The organism is Clostridium sp., from assembly GCF_036781005.1.
Lineage (GTDB): Bacteria > Bacillota > Clostridia > Clostridiales > Clostridiaceae > Clostridium_B.
Map to the genome: position 1 here is coordinate 1 of NZ_DAIQBT010000043.1, position 19,095 is coordinate 19,095.

The 19,095-nt window shown below is 30.6% G+C and carries 19 protein-coding genes, 3 tRNA genes, 1 pseudogene and 2 riboswitches; of the genes and pseudogenes, 15 read left to right on the top strand and 8 right to left on the bottom strand.

The features are described 5' to 3' along the window. Positions 1-158 precede the first annotated feature (158 nt). Positions 159-234, bottom strand: a tRNA-Trp gene (locus V7Q02_RS13840). 10 nt (positions 235-244) lie between these two features. Then, positions 245-331 (bottom strand) — tRNA-Leu (locus V7Q02_RS13845). Between the two features lie 195 nt (positions 332-526). After that, positions 527-627, top strand: a riboswitch (TPP riboswitch). Positions 628-790: 163 nt separating this feature from the next. On the opposite strand from V7Q02_RS13845, the gene thiD reads away from it, so the two are divergent. From thiD to V7Q02_RS13870, 5 genes are all read left to right on the top strand, one after another. Beyond that, a complete protein-coding gene (gene thiD / locus V7Q02_RS13850; protein ID WP_333861650.1) occupies positions 791-1,591 on the top strand; it encodes a bifunctional hydroxymethylpyrimidine kinase/phosphomethylpyrimidine kinase in 801 nt (266 codons plus the stop codon). 106 nt (positions 1,592-1,697) lie between these two features. Beyond that, a complete protein-coding gene (gene thiM, locus V7Q02_RS13855; protein ID WP_333861651.1) occupies positions 1,698-2,507 on the top strand; it encodes a hydroxyethylthiazole kinase in 810 nt (269 codons plus the stop codon). Then, positions 2,498-3,109 carry a thiamine phosphate synthase gene (gene thiE, locus V7Q02_RS13860; protein ID WP_333861653.1) on the top strand — a complete coding sequence of 204 codons (612 nt, stop codon included), beginning with the start codon at positions 2,498-2,500 and terminating at the stop codon, positions 3,107-3,109. Before thiM ends, thiE begins: the two co-directional genes overlap by 10 nt. Before the next feature lie 91 nt (positions 3,110-3,200). Beyond that, the gene (locus V7Q02_RS13865; protein WP_333861655.1) at positions 3,201-4,229 is read left to right on the top strand and encodes a 3-deoxy-7-phosphoheptulonate synthase; all 1,029 of its coding nucleotides are present in this window, start codon (positions 3,201-3,203) and stop codon (positions 4,227-4,229) included. A 169-nt stretch (positions 4,230-4,398) separates the two neighbouring features. Beyond that, positions 4,399-6,882: an MBL fold metallo-hydrolase gene (locus V7Q02_RS13870; RefSeq protein WP_333861656.1), complete on the top strand. Its 2,484-nt coding sequence runs from the start codon at positions 4,399-4,401 to the stop codon at positions 6,880-6,882. A gap of 38 nt (positions 6,883-6,920) precedes the next feature. Here V7Q02_RS13870 and V7Q02_RS13875 read toward each other — a convergent pair whose 3' ends face one another. Continuing rightward, the gene (locus V7Q02_RS13875; RefSeq protein WP_333861657.1) at positions 6,921-7,820 is read right to left on the bottom strand and encodes a D-alanine--D-alanine ligase; all 900 of its coding nucleotides are present in this window, start codon (positions 7,818-7,820) and stop codon (positions 6,921-6,923) included. Between the two features lie 184 nt (positions 7,821-8,004). Then, positions 8,005-8,110, top strand: a riboswitch (SAM riboswitch). A gap of 70 nt (positions 8,111-8,180) precedes the next feature. Between V7Q02_RS13875 and V7Q02_RS13880 the strand changes: the two are divergent. The 7 genes and pseudogenes from V7Q02_RS13880 (at position 8,181) to V7Q02_RS13910 (ending at position 14,351) form a co-directional block, all read left to right on the top strand. After that, positions 8,181-8,914, top strand: a pseudogene (locus V7Q02_RS13880) (MetQ/NlpA family ABC transporter substrate-binding protein). 158 nt (positions 8,915-9,072) lie between these two features. Beyond that, complete coding sequence (gene pdxR / locus V7Q02_RS13885) at positions 9,073-10,521, top strand: MocR-like pyridoxine biosynthesis transcription factor PdxR (RefSeq protein ID WP_333861659.1); 1,449 nt, start codon at positions 9,073-9,075, stop codon at positions 10,519-10,521. Next, a complete protein-coding gene (locus V7Q02_RS13890) occupies positions 10,521-11,075 on the top strand; it encodes an NUDIX hydrolase (RefSeq protein ID WP_333861660.1) in 555 nt (184 codons plus the stop codon). Before pdxR ends, V7Q02_RS13890 begins: the two co-directional genes overlap by 1 nt. Positions 11,076-11,113: 38 nt before the next feature. Then, on the top strand, positions 11,114-12,091 hold the full coding sequence (cbiB, locus tag V7Q02_RS13895; RefSeq protein ID WP_333861661.1) for an adenosylcobinamide-phosphate synthase CbiB: 978 nt from the start codon (positions 11,114-11,116) through the stop codon (positions 12,089-12,091). A gap of 48 nt (positions 12,092-12,139) precedes the next feature. Then, positions 12,140-12,769: an NAD(P)-dependent oxidoreductase gene (locus V7Q02_RS13900; RefSeq protein WP_333861662.1), complete on the top strand. Its 630-nt coding sequence runs from the start codon at positions 12,140-12,142 to the stop codon at positions 12,767-12,769. A 53-nt stretch (positions 12,770-12,822) separates the two neighbouring features. After that, the gene (cobT, locus tag V7Q02_RS13905) at positions 12,823-13,893 is read left to right on the top strand and encodes a nicotinate-nucleotide--dimethylbenzimidazole phosphoribosyltransferase (protein WP_333861663.1); all 1,071 of its coding nucleotides are present in this window, start codon (positions 12,823-12,825) and stop codon (positions 13,891-13,893) included. A gap of 164 nt (positions 13,894-14,057) precedes the next feature. Further along, on the top strand, positions 14,058-14,351 hold the full coding sequence (locus V7Q02_RS13910; protein ID WP_333861664.1) for a DUF2325 domain-containing protein: 294 nt from the start codon (positions 14,058-14,060) through the stop codon (positions 14,349-14,351). Positions 14,352-14,415: 64 nt separating this feature from the next. On the opposite strand, the gene V7Q02_RS13915 is transcribed toward V7Q02_RS13910, so the two are convergent. Both V7Q02_RS13915 and V7Q02_RS13920 read right to left on the bottom strand, forming a co-directional pair. Beyond that, positions 14,416-15,210: a metal ABC transporter permease gene (locus V7Q02_RS13915; RefSeq protein ID WP_333861665.1), complete on the bottom strand. Its 795-nt coding sequence runs from the start codon at positions 15,208-15,210 to the stop codon at positions 14,416-14,418. Between the two features lie 26 nt (positions 15,211-15,236). Next, positions 15,237-15,890 carry a metal ABC transporter ATP-binding protein gene (locus tag V7Q02_RS13920; RefSeq protein WP_333861667.1) on the bottom strand — a complete coding sequence of 218 codons (654 nt, stop codon included), beginning with the start codon at positions 15,888-15,890 and terminating at the stop codon, positions 15,237-15,239. A gap of 214 nt (positions 15,891-16,104) precedes the next feature. Between V7Q02_RS13920 and V7Q02_RS13925 the strand changes: the two genes are divergently transcribed. After that, positions 16,105-16,179: transfer RNA gene (locus V7Q02_RS13925), tRNA-Glu, on the top strand. A 107-nt stretch (positions 16,180-16,286) separates the two neighbouring features. Here the strand turns inward: V7Q02_RS13925 and V7Q02_RS13930 are convergent. Both V7Q02_RS13930 and V7Q02_RS15980 read right to left on the bottom strand, forming a co-directional pair. Beyond that, positions 16,287-16,478 (bottom strand): hypothetical protein, encoded by a 192-nt coding sequence (locus V7Q02_RS13930; RefSeq protein WP_333861668.1) that lies wholly within the window; start codon positions 16,476-16,478, stop codon positions 16,287-16,289. Positions 16,479-16,492: 14 nt separating this feature from the next. Then, positions 16,493-16,633: a tyrosine-type recombinase/integrase gene (locus V7Q02_RS15980; RefSeq protein WP_442882172.1), complete on the bottom strand. Its 141-nt coding sequence runs from the start codon at positions 16,631-16,633 to the stop codon at positions 16,493-16,495. Between the two features lie 351 nt (positions 16,634-16,984). On the opposite strand from V7Q02_RS15980, the gene V7Q02_RS13935 reads away from it, so the two are divergent. Both V7Q02_RS13935 and V7Q02_RS13940 read left to right on the top strand, forming a co-directional pair. After that, positions 16,985-17,179, top strand: coding sequence for an alpha/beta-type small acid-soluble spore protein (locus V7Q02_RS13935; protein WP_333861402.1), 195 nt, complete (start codon positions 16,985-16,987; stop codon positions 17,177-17,179). A gap of 915 nt (positions 17,180-18,094) precedes the next feature. After that, a complete protein-coding gene (locus V7Q02_RS13940; RefSeq protein ID WP_333861669.1) occupies positions 18,095-18,451 on the top strand; it encodes a DUF4064 domain-containing protein in 357 nt (118 codons plus the stop codon). 98 nt (positions 18,452-18,549) lie between these two features. Here the strand turns inward: V7Q02_RS13940 and V7Q02_RS13945 are convergent, their stop codons facing one another. Next, entirely contained in the window at positions 18,550-18,753 is a 204-nt protein-coding gene (locus V7Q02_RS13945; RefSeq protein WP_333861670.1) for a hypothetical protein, read from the bottom strand. Positions 18,754-19,095 lie beyond the last annotated feature (342 nt).

A 19,095-nucleotide genomic window follows, 5' to 3' on the forward strand; every position in this document is an offset into this window, starting at 1 on the left:
TTAATAACAAAGTTAATTGTTGTGTTGTATAAACATGGAACCGAAATATGAGTTATATCCGTGACCAAATTGTGACCAAAAAGCATTTTTAAAGAATATAGTTATAAGTAAATTAAAATTAAAAGTCAGTAGAACCGTTGATTCTACTGACTTTTCTTTGGCAGGGGCAGTAGGAATCGAACCCACAACCAACGGTTTTGGAGACCGCTACTCTACCAGTTGAGCTATACCCCTATATTATATTTGGTGCCGAAGGCGGGACTTGAACCCGCATGCTGTTGCCAGCGACGGATTTTGAGTCCGTTGCGTCTGCCAATTCCACCACTTCGGCAAGTAATTAACTAAGTAACTCTCAAAGTTACTAATATAATATATCATGATAAGCATTTTATGTCAACATATATTAAAATTTTCTTTGGGAATTGTTATTAAAAAAATTCTTATAACAAGTATTTATTTAAAGAATGAAAGAGAAAATTATTACTTGAAAATTTTGATTATTATAGTAAAATAAAAGTAAAATATAATAGTTTTGTAGGGGTGCTTGTAAAAGCTGAGAAGAAATATTTCTAACCCTTTGAACCTGATCCAGGTAAGTCTGGCGTAGGAAACAATATTGTATAGTCTTATAGGCTTTTTAGGTGTATGTTTTCTGCATATACCTTTTGTTTTTATCTGGATACCTTAGAAATCAAGAGATTGCTTCAACTTAAATTAAGTTGTTTTTTAGGAACTATATGAAAATAGGTATTTCATACAGTAAATCAAATTATAAATGGAGTTGTTTTAGATGAAAAAAGTATTAACAATTGCAGGATCTGACAGTTCAGGAGGAGCTGGTATACAGGCGGATTTAAAAACTATGAGTGCCCTTGGAGTATATGGTATGAGTGTAATTACTGCGGTTACAGCACAGAACACTACAGGAGTACAAGATGTTATGGATGTGAGCACGGAAATAGTAGAGGCTCAGATAAGGGCTGTATTTGATGACATAGAAGTGGATGCAGTAAAAATTGGTATGCTTTCAAACAGCAGTACTATAGCTGTAATACAAAGACTTCTTGTGGAATATAAGGCTAAAAATATAGTTTTGGATCCTGTAATGGTATCCAAGAGTGGATATTTTCTTTTAAAGCAGGAAGCTACAGAAGCTATAAAGGATATAGTTAAAATTTCAGATATTGTGACTCCAAATATTCCAGAGGCAGAAGTACTCGCTGGATTTAAGATAGAAAGCAGGGAGGATATGGAAAGGGCAGCCTTTAAAATAAAGCAATTAGGAGCAAAAAGTGTGCTTGTAAAAGGAGGACATAGGTCTAATGATGCAGATGATATCTTACTTTTTCACCACAGTATATCAAACTTAAAGGGAATAAGAATAAATACTAAAAATACTCATGGTACAGGATGCACTTTATCTTCTGCTGTAGCATCTCATCTTGCCAAAGGATGCAGTATTTATGAATCTGTAATTCTTTCAAAAGAGTATATAACTAAAGCCATAGAGAATTCATTTGATTTAGGTAGAGGAGTTGGTCCGGTAGGACATTTTGTTGAAATTTACAAAAAAGCTGGTATTGATTTTTAAATATTGTGTGTAAAGCTATTATTAAATATATGTAATGAATGTATAAATAGATATGACAAGGGCATATAGTACCTTGTACACTAGTATATTGGGAGGATAATATAAAATGAATGATTTAAGATTAAATGATGCTTCAAAAGTATTGGAGGAAGTTAGAAAAAAGGGACCTCTTGTGCACTGTATTACTAATTATGTAACTATAAATGATTGTGCTAATATTTTACTTTCTTATGGGGCTTCACCTGCCATGTGCGAAGCCTATGGTGAAGTTTTTGATTTTGTAAAAATAGCATCTGCTTTGTATATAAATATAGGAACCTTTACTAGGGAACAGGAATCTTCTGCAATTTTAGCAGCTGTGTCTGCAAAAATTCACAATGTTCCAGTAGTATTGGATCCTGTAGCTTGTGCTGCCATACCTAACAAAATACGGTTTATAGACAAATTATTCAAAGTTGGAAGAGTTGATTTAATAAAAGGGAATATAGGAGAAATTAAATTTTTGGCAGGAGAAGCTTCAAATGTGAAAGGAGTAGATTCTTTAGAAGATGGAGAAGGGGCATTGGAATGTTGTAACATTTTATCTGAAAAGTATAATTGTGTAGTTGCAGCTACTGGAAAAAAGGATTTTATAGTACAGGGAAAAAACAGTGCAATAATTGAAAATGGAACAGAGATGTTAACTAAAATAACAGGAGCAGGATGTATGCTTGGAGCACTTTGTGCTGCTGCCTGCGGATCTTTTGAAAACAAATTCTTAGCTACTGCAGGGGCAATACTTTCTATGAACATAGCAGGGGAAGAAGCTTATAAGGACGCTAAGGCTCCAGGAAGCTTTAGGGTAAAGCTTATAGATTGCATATATGAGTTAAGTGAAGAAAAATTAAAGAAGGAGGGTAAAATAATATGGAATTAGATTATAGTTTATATTTGGTAACAGATAGAAATATTTTAAAAGGAAGACCTCTCCACGAGGCTGTAGAACAGGCAATTTTAGGGGGGGTTACTCTGGTTCAGTTAAGAGAAAAAGATGCTTCTACACGAGAATTTTACAAGCAGGCAGTAGAAGTAAAAAAAATAACTGAAAGCTATAATATTCCTTTAATAATAAATGACAGATTGGATATAGCACAAGCTGTAGATGCAGAAGGGGTACATTTTGGACAAAGTGATATGCCCTTAATTGCAGCTAGAAATATACTGGGCAAAAATAAAATAATAGGAATATCTGTAGGTAATATAGAAGAAGCTGTGGAAGCAGAAAAAAATAGTGCAGATTATGTTGGAATAGGAACAATATTTTTTACTGGAACTAAAAAAGACATAGAACTTCCAATAGGTATACAGGGGTTAAAGAAAATATATGATAATATAAATATACCTGCAGTTGCAATTGGAGGAATTAATGAGAATAATTTCAAGGAAGTATTATCTACGGGGATTGAAGGTATTTCTGTTGTGTCTGCCATATTGGGAAAAAACAATATAAAAGATGCTGCTGAAGCTTTGCACAAATAATATTTTTGTTGACTCATATGTATAAAGGTTTATACTTTAAAATAGAAATCGAAAATCTAATTAGGATATTTTAGGAAAGGGAAATAGGAGTATGAGTATGAAATTTATTAAAAAAATGCCTACGGCAGAGGAAATAATAGAGGAAATGCCTTTATCAAAGCATATGAAGGAGATTAAAAGAAATAGAGATGAAGAAATAAAAAAAATCTTTTTAAATGAAAGTAGCAAATTTCTTCTTATAATAGGGCCTTGTTCTGCAGATAATGAAGATTCTGTTTGTGAATATATAGGAAAGCTTGCCAAGGTACAGGAAAAAGTAAAGGACGTTATAATTATTGTACCTAGAATTTATACAAACAAGCCAAGAACTACAGGAGAAGGATACAAGGGAATGGCACATCAGCCAGATTTAAATAAAAAACCGGATTTGATTGCAGGGATAAAAGCTATCAGAAAGATGCATATAAGGGCTTTAAGTGAATACTATATGCCTGCGGCAGATGAAATGTTATATCCTGAAAATTATACATATCTTGGAGATTTATTAAGTTATCATGCCATAGGCGCACGCTCTGTGGAGGATCAACAACATAGATTTACCGTAAGTGGCATTGATATGCCTGTAGGGATGAAAAATCCTACCAGTGGAGATTTGACAGTTATGTTGAATTCTATTAAAGCGGCACAATTACATCATACTTTTATATATAATGGATGGGAAATTGAAACTAGTGGAAATCCAATGGCTCATGCTGTCTTAAGGGGAGCTGTAGATTCCTATGGAAGAAATATTCCAAATTATCATTATGAAAATCTAGTTATTCTATCTAGAAGATATGAGGAAAAACAATTACTAAATCCTTCTATTATTATAGATACCAACCATGCTAATTCTATGAAACGTTATAAAGAGCAGCCTAGAATTGCAAGAGAGGTACTTATGAGTAGAAAATATGATACTTCTCTTAAAAATATGATAAAGGGATTCATGATTGAAAGTTACCTTGTGGAGGGAAATCAACATGTAGATGAAGGTATATATGGAAAATCCATTACGGATCCATGTTTAGGATGGAAAGATACTGAAAGACTTATTTATTATATTGCTGAAAATATATAGATACTTGAAATTTGCATCTGCTTTTCACAGTGTGATTTTAACTGTTCTTTTTGAACAATATAAACATATATGTTAAAATATTATATAAAACACCTTCATGTTAATTATGAACAGATGAAACATATTTTAAATATAGTTATATTTACTGGAAGAGAGGATGATGTATAATATGAACATTTCATTTTTAGGAGGAGCTAGAGAAGTAGGAGGAAGCTGTATACTTGTTAGAATATATAATAGAAATATATTAATGGATTGTGGTATAAGACAGAGCTCATCTAAAGATGCCCTTCCAGATTTTAAATCAATTCAGGAACAGGGAGGCATAGAGGCTATAATTATAAGTCATTCTCATATGGATCACATAGGGTCTTTGCCCATAATAAGTAAAGAATATCCACTAGCTAGAATATATACTACTAAAATGACAAAGGATCTTATGAGGGTACTTCTCTATGATAGTTTGAAAATCATGAATAACAGGGAAGGGGAAATTCCCTTGTATGCAGAAGCAGATGTGAAGAATATGTTAAATAATATATTTACTATAAATTATATGGTGGAACTTCCTATTTTTGAAGATGTAAAGCTTACATTTTACACTGCTGGACATATAGCAGGAGCAGCCTGTGTCTATATAACTACTCCAGAGGGTTCATTATTTTATTCTGGAGATTTTTCAGTATTTTCACAAAAAACTGTGGAGGGCTTGAAGGTTCCAAGGCTCAGGCCGGATGTGGCAATATTTGAAGCTACTTATGGAGATAGATTGCATTCAAATAGAGAAGTGGAAGAAGAACGTCTTATAGACATTATAAATGAATGCAGGCAAAAAAAGGGAAAAATGTTAATTCCGGCTTTTGCCCTTGGAAGATCCCAGGAGGTATTGCTTACTATAAAAAAGGCACTGAATAAAAATATATTAAAGGATATTAAGGTTTATGTGGATGGAATGATACGTGATATAAACAGAACTTACAAGTTAAATCCGCTATACCTTAGAAATTCCTTAGGGAAAAAGATATTAAGGGGTATTGAACCTTTTTATGATGACAACATAATTCCTGTAGATAATAAATCAAGAGAGAAAATATTAAAACAAGAAGAATCTTTAGTTATAGTTTCAAGTTCAGGCATGCTTACAGGAGGATATAGCCAGTATTATGCGGAGAAAATAGCTCCTATGGAAAATGGCTATATAGTTATGACAGGATATCAGGATGAAGAATCTCCAGGAAGAAAACTTTTGGATCTTTTAAAGGAAGAAAAGGATAAAAAATTGCACATAAACGATAAAACCATTCCTGTGAATTGCAAGGTGAAAAATATAGGACTTTCAGCTCACAGTGATAAGAGTGAAATAAAATCACTTATAAATTTTTTAAGTCCCAGAAATATATTTATAGTACATGGAAATGAAGCTGTAATAGAAAATTTTTGTGTGCAGCTTTCAGCAGAAGTAAAAGGAAAAGTGTATGCACCTAAATGCAGTGAAGTTTATGATATTAATATAAATAAACCTCGAAAACAATGGAAAAAGTTCTTGGATAAAGTTATGAATTGTAAAGAAGAATTAGATGAAAGCAACTTAAAGAGATTTTGGGAATTTATATTACTTAATTATGGAGAGAGATTATTTACTCTGGAAGAGATGTTTTATATATGGAGCGGAGATAAAAAGGGAAAATATGATGTTGGGAATTTTCAAAAAATCATAATAAATTCCCCTTATTTTGAAAATGATAATAGAAGATTGTTTTTGTTTAAATGTAAAAGTGAGGGAAAGGTTCAGGAAAGTTTAAAAAACAAAGAACTTAAGCCAAATGAACTAAAAGAACTTACTAATAAATATTTCAAATATTTTAATCCTAAAAAATCCAGTTTTATATACGATGAAAAAAAAGTTATTTTAAATTTTGATTTTCCCTCTACAGTGCACAAAAGTATAAATAGTAAAATAGAACAATTTGAAAGGGAAGTAGGATGGAAAGTGGAAATAAGTGATACTATAAATATAAATGCAGCTTCTGAATTTATAAATAGCATTTTAAAGGAAGTATCCATAAAAAAAATATCTTACAGGTTAGAGCAAAAACAAGCTATAGTTATAACAAATTCTAAATACAGCATAGAAGAGGATAAAATCAAAGAATTTGAAAATACCACAGGACTTTATTTATTGATACAATCTACAGAGGATAAGGTAAAGGATAAAATAGGACATATCTATATAAAGGCTCCAGACAAATGTGAGTCTATGGAGCAAAACAAAGCCTTGAGTTTGATTGGAGAGTTTTTTGATAAAGAGGAATTTAAGCCTTATAAAAAAAGTATAAAATCCTATAATGATAAAAAATATATAGAACTTTCTTTTATAAGTCCTGTAATTGGAGAAAAATATAGAATGCACATTCAGGATTTATCCAATTTAACAGGGTGGGATGTTGGTATATCAAGTAGTGCAAATCAAAATGAAATAATAAATATAGCTGTAGATGTATGTAAAAGAAAAAATATAAAACTAAAGAAAAATCCTTCTTTTAACAATGTAAATTTAAGCTTGGAATTAAAATTACAGGATGTAAATGCAGAAGAGTTAGATTCTGTGAAATCAGAATTTGAATACAGAACGGGATGTATATTAAAGTGGTAATCCAGGGGAAAATAGTAGTATATTCCCTGGATAAAAAATTATTTTTGTATAGAACACAGGATTATTTTATCTAATAATTCTGTAAAGGACATATTGATTCCATTAGCACTTTTAGGGAAAAGGCTATTTTTTGTAAGACCTGGCAGAGTATTCAGTTCAAGTACATAGGGAACCTTATCTTTAAGTAGCATATCTACTCGTACATACCCTTTGCATTTAAACAGATCCCAGCACTTTAAGGATATTTCTTTAATTTTATTTTGAAGGGGTTCTTCAAATTCTACTACTATTTCCTCAGAACCGCCATCTGCATATTTTGAAGTGTAGTCAAAGAAAGAACCTTTATTAGGTTTTATGGCAAGTATGGGAAGGGCAGTCCCATCTAATATGCAGCAGGTGATCTCATCTCCTTCTATATATTTTTCAATCATGACTTCTTTATCGTAGTTAAAAGCAAGACGAGCAGCTTCCTCTATATCTTCACTCTTTTTTATTATATTAGTTGCTACACTTGAACCACCGGAATTTGGTTTTACAACTACAGGGTATCCAATATTTTCTAAAGAGTTATAGTCAATATCTTCTATGGATTTTATACATATCCATTTTGCTGTATTTATATTGGCAGAGCACATAAGTTTCTTGCTTATATCCTTATCCATGCAAATGCCGCTGGTTAAAGGACTGCAGCCTGAATAGGGTATATCCATGGTTTCTAATACAGACTGTATTATGCCATCCTCACCAAATTTACCATGCAGGGCAATAAAAGCAAAATCTATATTTTTTACTTTTTCAAATACATCACTTTTTTTATCTATAATGATAGGTACTATTTCATATTTATTTTTATCCATATAGTCTACTATGGATTTTCCTGAATTCAGGGAAACCTCTCTTTCAGAAGATATTCCCCCCATTATAATTCCTACTTTCATATTATGATTCCTCCAAAAATTCATTTTTAGGCAACAAGCCTTTTAATATAATATTATACATTTTTACTTAAATATTAAAGAACCACGTTGGTGGTATTTGTATATTGTAGTGGTTTGAAAAATAGTATTGACATTATTTTATTGTGTGCTATAATTTATCCTGTAAATTATAAATTTAATATAAGCTTTATCAAGAGTGGCGGAGGGACTGGCCCTGTGAAACCCGGCAACCAGTATTGTTTTTTGATACATTGGTGCTAATTCCTACAGCGGAAGCTGAAAGATAGAGGATAGTTTGAGATTTTTGCTCGAGGTTATCCTCGAGCTTTATTATTTTAAATTTAATATTATAAGGGAGGAATGACAATCAAAAAGGTATTAACAGTTATTTTATCATTAATATTTGTTCTTGCATTAGTTGGAGGTGGAACACAAAAAAGTGAAGGAAGTACAAGTAAAGGCGAGGATAAAATTATTATAAAGATAGGAGAATCTCCACAACCTCATAAGGAGATACTTGAAAAAGTTAAACCTATACTTAAAAAAGCAGGGTATGATCTTCAAATAGTTGAGTTGGCAGATTATGTAACTCCAAATAAGGCACTTCAGTCAGGAGAAATAGGTGCAAACTTTTTTCAGCACATACCATATTTGGAAAATTTCAATAAAAAGAATAATGCAGATTTAGTTTATGTTGCCAAAGTATATCTTGAACCACTAGGGCTTTAAAATTGTTGGCTAATGAAGGACTTATAAAGGTAAAAGATTGAGATACCATATCAAAACTAGATATAACTGAAAATAAGAAAAACTTTAATATACAAGAAGTTGATGCACCGCAGCTTCCAAAAATACTGGCAGATGTGGATGCGGCAGTTATAAATACAAATTATGCCTTAGAAGCTAATTTAAATCCAACTAAAGATGCTATTGCTATAGAATCAAAAGATTCACCTTATGCTAATATAATTGTAGTTAGGAAAGAAGATAAGGATAAACCTTATATAAAAGCATTGGCAAAGGCCGTAAATGATGAACAGATCAGAAAATTTATAAATGAAAATTATAAAGGAAGTATAATTCCTGCATTTTAAGCAAATTTCATATGGAATAACTTAAATAAATTTCTTAAAATAAATAATTTAAACTAAAATCACTTTATAAAATAAAGAATAATACCTTCTAAATAAAGAGTAGTATTCTTTATTTATTTACTCAATTGTGTAAAAATATATTTGAGGTGAAATTTGTTATGTTCTCTAATATTAAAATAGATAAAGATAGGGTTGTATATATACAGTTAAAAGATTATATTAAAGATATGATATTAAAAGGGCTGCTCAGAAAGGATGAGAAACTTCCTTCCACTAGGGAAATGGCATCTATGTTTAATGTAAGCAGAAATACTATAATGTGTGCCTATGAATTTTTACAAGATGAGGGTTTTGTATATATAAAAAAAGGAAAGGGAACCTTTGTTTCAAATGTGAAGATAGATTTTCAGGAGAAATGGCAGGTGGTCTGGGAGAATAGGATAAGTAATTATGGAAAACTTTCAGAAAAATTAGATATAATTAAACATGAAATTAAATGGCAAAAAGAAATGATATCTTTTAAGAGTATAGCTCCTGATGAAAATTTATTTAATGTAGATGAATTTAAAAAGGCATTTTTAAACAGAATGGCAATAGAAGGAGATAAAATTTTAAATTATGGTTATGCAAAAGGATATAAACCTCTTATTGAATATCTATTGAGATATATGGAGAATAAAGGGGTAAATGTACAGGAAAAAGACATACTTATAACCAATGGCTTTACAGAAGGATTTGATCTGGTGTTATCCTGTATTACTAAAAAAGGAGATGGTATAATATGTGAAAATCCCACTCATAATACTGCAATTAAGATTATGAAGCTTCATGAACTTAATATAACAGGAGTAGATATGGAGAGAGATGGGGTTGACTTAAATATACTGGAAAAGGAATTGAAAGAAAATAAATTTAAAATTTCTTATTTTATTCCTTCGTATCATAATCCTACAGGTATTGTAATGTCCCCGGAGAAAAGGGTTTCTATATATAATATACTTAAAAATTATGATGTACCTATAATTGAAGATGGTTTTAACGAAGAACTTCGATATTTTGGAGCACATGTATCCCCTATGGCTGCTTTTAGTGGCTCAGGTAATAGTGTAATATACATTGGAAGCTTTTCAAAGATATTATTTCCCGGCATAAGAATAGGATGGATATTGGGAGACAGGCTACTTATAGATTATTTAGAAAGTATAAAAAGAAGCAGAAATATTCATACTTCTTCCCTTGATCAGGCCATTTTTTATGATTATCTAAATTGTGGTAATTTTGATAAATATATAAAAAAGGCAAGAAAGGTGTATAAAGAAAAATATGAATTTGCATTAAAATGTGCAAAACAATATATAGAAAATAAAGAAGTACTAGGAGAAGGGGGAATGCATATATTTATAAAATTAAAAAACATAAATTCACGAAAACTCTTAGCCAAGTGTTATAGAAGAAAAGTTATATTCACCCCGGGAGATGTATTTTATGTAGATGATAAGGGGCAGGATACTTTAAGACTTGGGTTTTCAAGGGTTAGTAAGGAAAATATAAAAAAGGGTTTTATGGTAATTGGAGAAGAAATTAAAAAATTAGGAGGATATGTATAATGAAAAGAGTATCGAAAAAAGTATTATATGAAGGTAAATGGGTTAGAATGGAAGAGGTAACTTATCTGGGAAAAGAAAATGAACTTTTAAAGTGGGAAAACATAGAGAGAACTAATACCACAAGTACAGTTATAATAATAAGCAAACTGGTACCATCTAATAGATATATATTTATAAAGCAATACAGACCTGCAGTGGATAAATACGTAATTGGATTTCCAGCAGGGCTGGTAGAAAATGAAAGTCTATTTGAAAGTGCCGCAAGAGAGCTTAAGGAGGAAACAGGTTATATTGGAAAGATAAAATCCATAGGACCTGAGCTCTATGCTAATCCTGCCCTTGTAACAGACAGAGTTAGGGTAATAAAGATGGAAATAGATGAGGATTTAGAAGAAAATAAAAATCCCACACAGCAGCTGGAAGAAGCAGAGGACATACAGGTAATTGCTTTGCATAAAGATGAAGTAAGAGAGTTTTTACTCAGAGAACAGGCAAAAGGTACAGCTGTGGCTATAGCACCATGGTATGTTTTTTATGGATTACATGAGGATTAATAATTTTAAAGTATAGGACAGCTTAAGGAGGATTGAATTTGTTTGCCTTATTTTTAATTATTAATCTTATAAATATTTTTGCAGCAATTTTCGTAGATTGGATAATTGGAGATCCCTATAAATTTCCTCATCCTGTAATATACATAGGAAAGCTAATATTATATTTAGAAGTAAAGGGAAGAAGGCTTTATAAAAATGAAAAAAATCTGAAATTATGGGGTGGTATAATAGTTTTAATAGTAGGTATGGTTAGTTTTTTAATACCCTTTATACTGCTTGTGATTTTGAGAAAGAACATAATTTTATATCAGATAGTAAATATATTTCTTATTTGGACAACTATCTCTGCTAGGTGTATGGCAGTGGAAGCTAAAAAAGTTTATCATGCTTTAAAAAAAGGAAATATTATAGATGCAAGGGCTAAACTCTCAAACATAGTTGGAAGAGATACAGTGGGTTTGAACAATAAGGAAATAATAAGGGCAAGTGTAGAGACAGTGGCGGAAAATACTTCAGATGGAGTTATAGCCCCACTTATTTATGCAGTTTTTGGTGTTCCTTTTGCAATTCTTTATAAAGGTATAAATACCATGGATTCAATGCTTGGATATATGAATAAAAAATACAGGTATATAGGATTTTTTCCGGCAAAAGTGGATGATATATTTAATTTTATCCCAGCTAGAATCACAGGAATTTTTATATGTATATCCGCTTCTGTCGTGAAAGGCAATATTTTTTATGCTTTTAAGATAATGATGAGAGATAGAAAAAATCATAAAAGCCCCAATTGTGCCTATCCAGAAGGGGCAGCAGCAGGAGCTATGAGAATACAGCTTGGAGGTACCAACAAATATTTTGGAGAGTTGATACATAAACCTACTATAGGCGATAATTCTGTGGAGTTAAATTTTAACCATATAAAAGAAAGTATAAAACTTATGTATTTTTCTGAAATAAATCTAATGGTTTTTTTTGCAGTAATATGCATAATATTAATTTTGACTTATTTTTAAAACCATATTTTAAAGCAAAAATTATTTTATAAAAGGAGAAGTCCAGATTTGAAAAAAAACATTGAAAAAAATAATCTCCCTTTACATATTTCGCTTCTATCTTCAAAAATAAAGGTGATCATAATAGGTGGAGGAACTGCAGCCTATATAAAATCTAAGGCTTTTATCATGAAAGGATGCCAAGTCTGCGTATTGTCCAAAAAGTTTATAGATAGTTTTGATAATATTAAAAAGTATTTAAATGTTAGTTTCATTAAAGAAGAGTACAATATACGATATATATTAGATAAGCATATTGTAGTAATTGCAACAGATGATAATAAGGTTAATTCAACTATAAGACAGCATTGCAGGGAATTTTGTAAGATATATGTGGATGCTGTGGATTTCAAAGAAGGAAACTGTATTTTACCCTGTAATAGAAGTACTGAAAATATGTCTATAGCAGTAAATATAAGGGGGGTATCTCCTATAACTTCAGTATTTATTGCAGATAAATTGATAAGTTATATTAAAAAATATGATGATTTTGTAGAATTTAGCTCTAATATGAGAAATAGTATTTCTAAAATAGAATATAGAAAAAATATTATGAATTTTATAAGTACAGATGACTTTTATTTTTTTTATAAAAAGGGAAAGGCACCTATTGTAATTGAAATGTTTTATAACAAATAAGGACAATTTTTAATATAAGGGTTAATGGATTTTAAAATATGAGGAGGAACATAATGAGCTTAATTGAAAATACTTTAAATAAAATAGAAAAAAGAAATGAAAAAGCTATGGAGAATGCAAAAAAAAGATTAGATAATCTGGCAAAGCCTATAGGAAGTCTTGGAGAATTAGAAGAGATAGTTGTAAAAATGGCTGGAATTACAGGAAAAATATATAATAAAATACATAAAAAAAATATAGTTATAATGTGTTCAGATAATGGAATATGGGAAGAGGGTATAAGTAATTGTCCAAAGGGATTGACGGTAAGCATTACTGAAAATTTTGTTAAAGGTATAACAGGAGTGTGTATATTAGGAGATTTTTTCAAATGTCATAGAACTATAGTGGATATAGGAACTGATTATGATTTTCAAAATGATGGAATTATAAATAAAAAGGTGGCTTATGGCACTAAAAATATAGTAAAGGAAGCTGCTATGACTAGGACACAGTGTATAAAGGCTATTGAAACAGGAATAGAAATAATAGATGGACTTGTAAAAAAAGGATACGACTTATTTGGAACAGGTGAAATGGGAGTATGTAATACGGCTACAAGTTCTGCGGTCTTAAGTGCTATATTAAAGCTGCCAGTAGATGAAACTGTGGGAAAGGGCTCTGGAATTACAGAAGATAAATTTAAGGCTAAAAAAGCTGCAGTTGAAAATGCACTTAAAATAAACAATCCCGATTCAGCAGATGTTATTGATGTTATAACAAAAGTAGGGGGATTTGATATAGCCGGAATATGTGGCTGCTTTTTAGGAGCTGCTAAAAATAGAGTTCCTATTGTAATAGATGGTTTTATATCTTCTGTAGCAGCACTTTGTGCTGTAAAATTAAATGAAAATATAATAGATTTTTTATTTCCTTCTCACCTTTCAGCAGAACCAGCAGCTAATTATGTAATGAAAGAATTGGGACTGAAACCCATGTTAAACTTGAACATGAGATTAGGGGAGGGCTCAGGATGTCCTATGGCTTTTGAAATAATAGAAGCTGCTCTATATACCATGGAGAATATGGGGACTTTTCAGGAAGCCAAAGTAGATGGCAGTAAACTTATAGATATTAGAAAATAAATGAAGCAGTTATGTGGAGTTATAAGAATATTTTTAAAAAGTAGAGTAATAAAACTGTACTCTACTTTTTTTATTTTATATATTTACAAAATTTTAAAGATAGGCTATAATTGAAAATGAATATCAATATCGATTAATGATAAAAATGAAAGAGGAGGAAGACTATGAGTATTCTAGTTATCGGAGGAGATAAGCTTGGAACTATAACTGACAAGTTAAGAGAGAATGGTTTTAATAAGATAGGGCATGTTACAGGAAGAAAAAAAGGTGATAGAAAGGTTAAAATTCCAGAAAATACAGATTTAGTACTGGTACTTACAGATTATGTAGGTCATAATATGGCGGAAATAATAAAGGAAAGATCAAGAAGAAGTGATGTAGCGGTAATGTTCTGTAGACGTTCTTGGTCAAGTATGTATAAGAATATAGATGATTACATGAGACAAATAAAAAGATAAAGGTAGTGGTAGCAATTTGTATGAATGAAATATAAAATGTATGATATATAAGTATAGTCTTGTGCTATTTATTCCACAATTTTTTATAGCCCAGGATCACTAAAAGAGTGAGTACGGAAACTAGGGCAATAGTACCACCGGGAGCACTGTTTATATAATAAGATAACAATAATCCTCCCATTATATCTAAAAATCCAAATAGTATAGAGAATATAAGGGTAAGTTTAAAACCTTTATGCAGCTGTAGAGATGCAGCCACAGGCATTGCTATCATAGATGATATTACCAGAATGCCAAGTATTCTCAAGGATACAGAAATTGTAGCACCTACTAAAAGTATAAATAGATAGTTTATAAGTTTTACCTTTATCTTACATACTTTAGCACCATTCTCATCGAAAGTTATGTAAAGTAATTGGTTGTAGAGTATTGATAGAGTTATTACAGAAATTATACTAAGTATGAATACGGTATAGAGTTCATTTTTAGATACCGTAAGTATACTGCCGAATAAATAGGAATTTACATTTCCGCTGGCTTTTCCAGTACTTATAAGTACAATTGCAATACCTACTGACAGGGTAAGTATAATCACAAGTATCAATTCTGCATATTTTTTATAATAATCTCTTAAAAATTCTATTACAAGTCCTGCAATAGAGGTAAATATGAAGGCTGTAAATATAGGATTGTATCCAAATACTATTCCGATTGCAACTCCAGCAAAGGATGAATGGGATAAGGTATCTCCCATCATGGAATATCTTTTTAAGACCAGAAAGGTACCTACTGCAGGACATAATATCGATATAAATATACCTGCAATAATTGCATTTTGCATAAAAGCGTATTGTAACATGATTACCTCCCAAACAACAAATTAATTTATTTTAAGTTTAGTAGTTTTTTATATTCTTTAATGGTGTATATGGTGGCAGTGCCATTCTTCATAACACATATGTGAGTAGAGTTTTTAAGCGCAGCTTCTAAATTATGTTCTACAGATATTACTGTTATAGATAAACTGGTATTTAAATGTTTTATTATAGTATATAGTTCTTTTTGACTTGTCATATCTATACCTGTAGAAGGTTCGTCAAGTATCAAAAGTTCAGGGGGCCCCATTATGGCCCTTGCTATGAATATCTTTTGGCGTTGTCCGCCAGATAAATTTCCTATAAGATTGTTTTTAAAATCTTTCATGCCAACGTAATTAAGACAGGAATCTATGAGTTTTCTATCTTTTATTTTTAGAACTCTCATGTGGCATTTAAGCATTTCTAATACTGTAATTGGAAATTGAGAATTAAAATTTTCCATTAGTTGAGGAACATAGCCTATTTTTTTAGTAGATAAATGAATATGTCCTTTTAATGGAGATAAAATCCCAAGTATTAATTTGATTAAAGTGGTTTTGGAACTTCCATTTTCACCTATTATTGAAACATAACTCCCATAATCAATGTGTAGACTCACAGAATCTATTAAATAAGGAGGTTTTCCAGTGTAGGAAAAATTTAAATTTTCTATAGTAAGCACGAATAAACTTCCTCCTAAAATTAAGAATTGTTTTATAATATATGGTAATAATATGCATAATACGATTTAATCAATATATATTATATACATAGTTGCAAGTGATTTGCAACTATATAAAAATATTTTTATTGTATTTAAGTGATTGTAAAAAAAGTATTGACTAAATAAGCTTGGAAATATATAATAATAAATGTTGGTTGAAAAGTGAATATGAGGTCCCTTGGTCAAGTGGTTAAGACGTCACCCTCTCACGGTGAAATCAGGAGTTCGATTCTCCTAGGGACTACCAATGACTGTATAAGAGTGTTTTGAAGGGTTTCAGGGCAGTCTTATTTTTGCGTTTAACACATTAGTTGTAGATAGATATTGATATGTATAGCGATAAATAGTATTTAACTATTTTCTGTTGTTAATAAGGTTATTATTTTCATATGATTCACCAGCTTTAAATTTTTCTAGCTTTTGCTTAACACTGTGTTCTTTTAAAACTGGAATTAGGTCAGATGGAATAGGAACAATTCTGTTACTGCTTTTAGTTTTAGGTGGCTGAACTAATATCTTATTTTCTTTTGTATTATCAGAATTCATAACTTTTACTCTTTTTATAATTTTATTTCCATTTTGTCTAAATCAACATCATTCCATGTAAGTGCTAGGAGCTCTCCTTGTCTTAGACCTGTAGTTAACGCTGTTAATATTAAACATTTTAAGTGGCTTGTCCTTAAAGCTTTTTTAATAGACAGATTTCTTTATCTGTAAATATTTTTATCTCTTCCTTTTCTAAGTTACTTCCTTCACCTGGTATAACTATTTTTTTACCCCAGTAAGGATTTTTTATTATATAACCTTACCTAAAAAAAGAAGTGTTACAAAAAATAGATAATCATTGAAAATAACTGATAAATTTTATGATAATGTGGAAAATTTCTCAATTTTATGAGAAGCAAAATTATTTACGGATAAGCTCTAATTTTATTATAATATAAGTTATATTTATTTTCCAAAAGTTCATCCGGTTAACTAGAGTATTTTTTATAGAACTGCACAAACTTTAAATGTAGCATCAAAGATTACTATTTAGAGAGGTGTTTATCATGACACGTAACAATAAGTTAGTAGTCCCAGAAGCCAGAGAAGCCTTGAATAGGTTTAAGATGGAGTCAGCCCGAGAGGTTGGAGTAAATTTAAAAGATGGCTACAATGGAGATTTAACTGCCAGAGAAGCTGGCTCTATAGGTGGAAACATGGTTAAGAAAATGATTAAAGCCTATGAAGAAGACTTAAAATAAAGTATGATACTAAAAACCTAGTAGGATCTTCCAACTAGGTTTTTAGTTTTCATGTTTAATAAATTAGATGTTCAAGTAAAAAAATGAGCTGAAATAACTACTCGAAATTTTCATCTAAATATCGTCCTCCGCCTTGAGGCGGTCTTCCTCCCTGAGGTGGTCTTCCTCCTTGTGGTGGAGGTACGTGAATTGGAGTAATACGTAATATGTCACGACGACGAACACGAACAGGTTGGTTACCAGAATGTGTAAATACGGTTAAACATACTATGTCTGTACGCCGATTGTAACGATTTATATGCGCTGTGACTGTGCCACGCCCCCTAATATTGACAAGTGCAATTTGACCAACATATGATTGTATTACTTCAGGACTAATACGTTGTCTAAAATAATTATAGTAGTCATCATAGTAATCAGAAAGACAATAATAATTTTCCAATATTTATTTTCTCCTTATATTTATCATTTCAATATTTATATTATGTTAGTATAATACTTTTGGGAATTGATTATTAATAAAGTTTGGTAATAAGAATTAATGGAATAATTACTAAAAAGCCCTGGCAGCACCAGAGCTTTTACTAATTAATAACACATAATGAGTGAGATAATAAAACATTTATAGAAGCATTATTATTATACCCAATTTACTACATTTAAAACAATAAAATCTATTTACATATATTGTAAAATAATATATTATATATTTATGAGGACAACATTCCTAATTAATTCGTTATAACCTAACATAAGCTTAATTCTTCTAAATTTACACTCCAAATAGTAATAGTTTTAAGCCTGCCAGAGATTTTTTCTGGCAGGCTTACTTTTATGCCTAAATATGGACAAACTGTTACTATATTGTTACAATATAATTACAATATATAAATAAATAAGGGGAGGGGAAATATATTGGATGATAAAAGAACAGCGGAATTTGTTTTAGGACTTATTGGTGGCATTTTTGGAATCATAGCAGGAATAATGGCAATGACAATTGGAGGAGTAGCTTCTGCATTTAGTGCAGATGGAGCTAATACAATTACTAGTCTAGGTATAGGAGCTATATTATTATCAGTATTAGGTATTGTTGGAGCAGTAGTTGTTAGAAATAAAGGAAAATTAGGTGGACTATTTATGACTATTGCTGCAATTGGAGGAATAATATGTGTATCATATTTTTATATTCTTTCAGGTATACTTTTAATAATACCAGGTATAATGGGATTGGTTAAAAAAGACCAAAGTAAAGCAAAGGTTAGTGTATAAGTTTAAACACTATTTTAAACAAAATAAAACTCCAGCCTTATTTTAGTCGAAAGTTTTATATATGCAAGATAAAGGAGCAAAATATTAATGCTCCTTTTCTAATTAAGCATTTCAGCATGTCTACAATATCTACATGTGTTGTCGTTGTCCTTATAACAGCGATAGCATATTAGGTCTTTTACACATATACCATACTTGGGCTTGATTTCATCTATGGGGATGTGATCGAAGTCTCTTTCGCTTTTTATTTTACCTGTCTTGTTTAACAAGTTTATCTGATCTTTTACTTTTTTATGATCCATTTTTTCACCACTTTTCATTTGAGTATTCTATAAAAATATCCTATTATGTAATGAAAAAGAAATATATGTATAAATATTGTAAAATATAAGGGAAGTTTAATTAAAAATTCTAAGGTGAAATTAACAAGAGAAATAGCTTAAAAGCCGTTGAGTTATCTATGAATAGTGCCAGTATTATTTAACACACTAGGGATATATACATATCAATATTTATTATACTTTATAGTAAAACAAATGTGTTAGACCAAGTGTTATCAAGTGATGTGGATAAATATATAAAACTATAGTCATACTAATTAGTTTTAAATATAGCCTTAAATATATTTATAAAAGCTCTCAAAT